General features: G+C 67.3%; 3 protein-coding genes. 1 reads left to right on the top strand and 2 read right to left on the bottom strand.

Annotation, left to right across the window (positions count from 1 at the left end; all coding sequences use genetic code 11):
* Positions 1-73: 73 nt before the first annotated feature.
* Entirely contained in the window at positions 74-238 is a 165-nt protein-coding gene (locus ACFTZL_RS12005; RefSeq protein WP_382580668.1) for a hypothetical protein, read from the bottom strand.
* Positions 239-296: 58 nt separating this feature from the next.
* Entirely contained in the window at positions 297-1,082 is a 786-nt protein-coding gene (locus ACFTZL_RS12000) for a helix-turn-helix transcriptional regulator (RefSeq protein WP_382580667.1), read from the bottom strand.
* A gap of 1,395 nt (positions 1,083-2,477) precedes the next feature.
* On the opposite strand from ACFTZL_RS12000, the gene ACFTZL_RS11995 reads away from it, so the two are divergent.
* Entirely contained in the window at positions 2,478-5,924 is a 3,447-nt protein-coding gene (locus ACFTZL_RS11995; RefSeq protein ID WP_382580665.1) for a galactose oxidase-like domain-containing protein, read from the top strand.
* The last annotated feature ends 76 nt before the right edge of the window (positions 5,925-6,000 follow it).

Raw genomic sequence — 6,000 nt, 5'->3', positions numbered from 1 at the left:
GAGTGTCGATGGGGTCGTGGCGGCCAGCAGTGCGCCCGGCCTACCGACAACAAGGAGTGCCGGAGCCGACGGGCTACAGCTGGCGCTGAATCCACCAGAACATCAGGCCGACGATGCCGGCCCCGGAGCCGTAGGCCGCACCGCGCAGGGCGCTGGAGAGCATCGCGCGCAAGCGGCGGCGGATCCAGGCCCAAAGCCTCTTCCAGCGGCTTGAGGGAGGCGGGCTGGGATCGGACATGAATCTCCTCGGATGAATTGGGTGTGAAGTCGCGTGACCTGTGGGGCAGGAACGAGGGTCAGGCAGGCTGCCCGGCGCAGATTCGGCAACCCAAGCCACTGGCGATGAAGGCCGCGTAGCGGATTCGGCTGACCTGGCGGCACGACCGTCGCCGACAGCGCACCGTCCAGGGCACCGTGCCCCCCCGGAAGGGCTCTTCAGGGACGAGTCCGGCCTCACGCACTCGTCGCTCCGCCTCGGCTGCCGTCAGGGCCCACTGGCGTGCGTCACTCTGGGCAGCGCGCCGGCTCTCGGCCTGCCGCACCCGGTGCCAAGTCTCGGCCCAGAGAGGGAACCGCTTCTCCGGCACTTCGCAGGCAACGAGGTAAGCGAACAACTGCTTCTTGGAAACGACTGACTGGTCCCGCTCCCGGATCCGCCACGCCGTCGACCGGGAGAGACTACCGAACTCACGGATACGTGCCTTGGACCGCCGCTCCATCTCATCCAGGGACGGACAGCCGTTCATCTGCCATAACTGCCGCAGTGCAAGTCCCAGTTCCGCAGAGTTCAAGATCTGAGCAGGCGGACGTGCACGCGGCGCGGGCTGTTTGCGTCCGCTCTGCGATGCTTTCCTCCACAGGGACTCGATTCGATCCCTGTCCAACTGGCAGACGACCGCGATGGCATGTGCCATCTGAAGCGTCGGCAGGGCACGGCCGGACTCAGCACGCTGGATCGTCCCGACGGACGTTCCGACCTTTTCAGCAACCTGCTGGCGAGTCAGCGCGAGAGCGGACCTCCCCGCGCGCAGTGCTGCGGCCAGCCGGCCCTTCCAAGTTTTCGGGTGCGGAATGGGAGCCATCGGACGCCCGGTACGCGTCATCGCGCTACCCGGCCCCGGGCGCCGAAATCCGTCCTCCGCTAGTCACGGTTCGTATCAGGACGTACTGCTGCATGACGTGCCCTTCCTCCGCGAACCGCGTACGGGTGCTGCGCACCGCGAGGCGGTATCGGGGTCTCTGAACTCTGGCTCCAACCAAGGCCGACAGCTCAACGGGTGGCTCCGCCGCGCTGCGGTGAACAGAATGTTGCCAGTGATCGGACCGCTCGAATGCCCATCGCGAGTACTAAATTCGTATCTGTCGCATCTGCCGGAGACAGGGCCAACTGGCCAGTTCCCCCCGTGCGCACCGTCGCGCCAGATGATGCTCTGACGCGACCTGCGCCTTCTCGACAGGACGTCACCTCAGCGTTAGGCCATGGCCAGTCCTTCCAGGCACTTTCTTCGAATTCGTCCCACATCCGCTTGCTGTCATCGCAGGAGACTGCAACGATCCGCACATCTGCCCCTCTCGAGAGGCAGGCCCTGACCTCCTCTGGCTCCAACCAGTGAACAGGGACTTCATGGAACGGGCGGTGGCTCGCCCCTCCATCAGGCGCAGGCCGGGGCCACCAGGTCCCGGCCTCGACGCTGTCTCCAGGCCAGTCCTCCCTTCCCGCACAGACCGAAGGCACCACCTGCGGAGCAGGGGGACCGCAATGTACGGCCGTCGAGCCCGCGACACGTGGTGCGGCCCGTTCGCGACGCCCTTCAGGCCCTGCCCGACCCAGACCAGGACCGCACCGGATACGACCGCACGAAGTCCCGGCGGCTCAGGCCGTGGTCCGCGGTCCAGACGGTGGTCCGACGGTCGCCGGCCCGGCTTCCGGGCCGCTCGCTCCTGCCGGGCCCGGCGCAGGGCGGCGGCCTCGGTGGTCGCGGCCTGCCGGCGGCGCTGTGCACGGGCCACTCCGACCGAGGCCGACGCGACGTCCAAGTGTCCGGCTCGGGGAACGAGCGATGGCTCAGCTCCCGGCGCCTGAACGGATGCTCTCCTCAGTCGGCGGCGCGGTGTTCGTCGTCCAGGTGGGCCATGGCGTAGCCGAGCTCGTCCGGATGGAGGGCAAGGCGGGCCATCGCCCACGCGGTCTTCGCGTCCATCCCCTGCCCGAAGTCGACGACCGGCGGCCCGTTGGCTATTCCCCGGCCGCCGGACCGGCCAGCCTCTCGGCCCCAACCACCTGTCCGCGCTCCTGAACCAGGTCGGAATCCCGATCGCAGCCGCCCGCGGCGCCGCCATCCTCGTTCGGCACCGGTGACGGGGCTGCGTCTCCGGGCGGTACTCACGCGTGCAAGACGCCTGTCGGCGTCGAGGTGCGCTGGACGTGCGCTGGTGCTGTAGTGGTTTGAGAGGCAGTTCTGACGAGAGGCACCGAGATGGACCTCGGTACACACGTCGATTCGCACAAGCCCACCTTCTTCGACGACCCCCTCGTCGACCCGCATGCGTTCATCCGCGCGCATGAGGCCGTCACCGCGGCGTTCGACCGAAAGCGAGCAGTCCACTACCACGAGTGTGTGGACTTCCTCGACCATCGGACACAGCAGTTCGACTGGTTCGCCGACCTGTCCCGAAGGCTGGTGCACGGCGATCGGGAGGCCCGATCCTTGTTCCGGGAGGGCTTGGCGTCGGACGGTGCCGGGGCAGGCGTCACCGCGGACGAGGATCCTCCGCTTTTGACGGCGCCCGCCGTATCCGCTGCCGCGAACAGTGGCCGGGCAGAGTCGGCGACGACCGGGCAACCGGTCTTCAACCTCAGTGTGCTGTTCGATGTCTTCATGGGGGCGAGTTACGAGTTCGCCAATGACGCCGATCTCTTGGCGCGGAAGCTCGCGCGCCTGTACGCGCAATTCCTGGAGGTCGCCCTCCCGGTCGCAGCGCTGGCACACGCATCGGCGGGCTTCCTGGACGGTGCCGTCGATGCACTCGGCCTGGCGCGCGTCGTGACGATTGCGGCCGCCGATCAGGACGTCGCCGGCGCGCGAGGCTTTTCGGAATCCGGCGGCCGGGTCGTCGCCGAGGCCGACGACATGCTGGCCGCGTGGCTCGACGGAAACCCGGTCGACCGCTGGCTGGAATCGTGTCGGGAGAAGGAGAACAGCACGGCTCTGCACGGCGTTTCCCCGGACGTCCTGGTCGGGGGCGAAACCCTGACCTTGCATGCCGACCATGGTGAGCGATTCGCCAAACGGCAACCGGAGGACGTCGCCGTGGTGTTCGGGCCGTCGGCCATGCACGCCGAAATCCGGAAGTGGACGTCGACCGAGATCACCGTCACCGTCCCGGAACGCCGCAGTGTCGACTCCGTCTACTTCGTGCGCGTCCCCGACGAGCGTCGACTCGTGGAAGTCGAAGACTCCCGCAAGCAATTCGCCAGGCGGTTCGGCCGACACTGGGGCAACTCGTATCTGGGCGTGCGCAGCCCCGTCGAATTCGTTCCTCCTCAGTACCCGCCAGTGCGGGTCGGCACCGGCCTCGTGGTCCGTCATGAGCCCCGTCTGCGGCGCTTCGCTGCCTATCGCGACGACCGGACCATGGTGCAGGACAATCCAGTGGCAGGCGGCGAGACCATCACGGTCGAGTGGGACGTCGCCTGTGACAACGCGCCGCTGAAGGAAGTCCGCGTCTCCGCGTTGGGGAAGAACCTTTGGAGCGGCGCGGATCCGACCGGCACTCTCGCGTTCTCCCACGCCCAGCTCACCGCGATGGTCGCCGGAGCCGGCGAGTCGGCGAACAGGCATACGGGCCGGCGCGGGCCGGGCAGGCGACGCTGGTCGCGGCGGTCTCCGCGTGGCGGCGAGACCGTCGGCAACGAGCTTCGGTTGGAAATCGCAGCCAGGAACGAAGTAGGCACGGTACGCCGCACGATGGGGCTCACCATCAACATTCCCGCGCTGTCAGTGCGGCCGTACGGTGCCGCGGCGGGAAGTCCGCTGACGGTATGGATGTCCGGCGGGGCTGGTTTCCTGATCGTCGAAGCCAGTTCACCGAGGCCGTTCGACACCGAGGTGGCGCTCCAAAGTTCCGATCCGGGCCGGGTGTCCGTGGTGTCGCCGATCACCATTCCGGCCGGTGGGACCAGCGCTTTCACGGCCGTTCTCGGAACCGGTCAGCCTGCTTCGCCCGGGCCCGCGGCCACCGTCACCGCCACAGCGCCCCTTCTCCTGGGCGGGTCGGTGGATGTCTGGGTCGCAGGCGGCCGGGGGCGCTTCGAACAGCAGCCGACGGAGCTGGACCTCGTGCCGATCCACGCCGCGCTCTTGCCCAACGGCAAGGTCCTCATGATGTCGTCGGACGAGCAGCGCTGGTCCGACCCGAACAACAAGGGCCGCGGCAAGTACCTGGTCTGGGATCCCGCGACAGCACAACCCGTTTCGACCGCGACGTGGCACACCGACGACTACGGATTCGGTCTGCGCCAGAACCTGTTCTGCAGCGGGCACTGCCTACTCGGGGACGGCCGCCTACTGGTGGCCGGGGGCGTCGCGGGGCCCGGTCTTTATTACTTTCCCGGAATAGAGATCTATGGTTCGGACATCACCGTGCATGCGGCCAGGGTGCATGAAGGCGTATCGACCGGCGTCCTGTGGACGAGGTTCGAGGACATGCCGCGGCCGCGCTGGTACCCGACATGCGTGACCCTCCCGAGCGGCGACGGGCTCATCGTCGCCGGCAGCAGCGACGGATCCCACGCCAGTTGGATCAACAGCACCCATGAAGTGTTCGAGCAGAGCAGCGGCACCCTGCACGTGCGGGGACGCTTTTACCCCGACAACATCAAAACGTACCCATTCGTCCATGTCCTGCCCGGACCCGACGGCGAGACGGTCCTATTCGTGTACGAAAACAACCGCGCACGACTCCACTTCCCGGAGCAGGACTTGTGGTCCCCGCCCTTCCCAACCACCACCGGATACCGCCGGACCTACGACCACCAGGGCTCGTCCGTCGTGCTGCCGATCGAACCCGATGCGCCCGTGATCCGGATCCTGGTAGTGGGCGGTCAAGGACCCTGGAGCCTGTTAACTCCAGCCACGGACACCGCAGAGATCTTCGAATTCGATCGTGCCGATCCGATGGCAAGCCGCTGGCGTCGGACAAGCGACCTCGAATTCCGGCGGTACATGGCGGACGCTGTGCTGCTGCCCGACGGGAACGTCCTCGTCACTGGAGGCGCCGAACACGGGCACGCCCCGAACAACTGGGGCCCTGTGTGGGATGCCGAGCTGTTCCGCACCCGCGACGAAACCTTTCACCGGGCGGCGCGGCTCAACAACCAGCGCCGCTACCATTCAGTGGCTCTCCTGATCCCCGACGGACGGGTTCTGGCCGCCGGGCACACCAGTGAATGGAACAACGACCGCGACGACATGAGCGTCGAACTCTACGCACCGCCGTATCTGTGGAGCGGACCCCGCCCTGCCGTGGACTCGGCGCCTTCGCAGATCTCCTACGGCGAGACATTCCGCGTCGCAACCGCGAACGCCCGGGACATCGCGTCCGTTTCCCTGGTCCGCGCCAGTTCGGTCACGCACTCCAACAACATGGACCAACGCCACCTGTGGCTTGACATGCTCGACCGCGCCGACGACAGCGTGACAGTGCGTGCACCAGCCGGCGGAGCATGGGCGCCTCCCGGCTACTACCTCCTCTTCGTCCTGGACGCTCACGGCGTTCCGTCCGAAGGCGAATTTCTGAAAGTCGCACCGAGATCACGTGCCGGGCCACTGGTTCTCTTCGGAACGCAGACGCAGCGAGAAGCCGATCCTGCGCAGATCGGCGACGGCGATCAGCCTCACCACCATGGTCCTCCACCTGCGTGACCAACAGTTGAGCCTGCGCAACATCGCCAAAAGCTCGTCATCACCACCGGCGGCGCCGGCGCGCGGCCGGTGCTCC

Source organism: Streptomyces sp. NPDC056948 (assembly GCF_042674225.1).
GTDB classification, from domain to species: Bacteria; Actinomycetota; Actinomycetes; order Streptomycetales; family Streptomycetaceae; genus Streptomyces; species Streptomyces purpurascens.
The sequence above is the reverse complement of the archived record's forward strand: the minus strand, read 5'-3'. Positions and strand labels throughout refer to the sequence as shown.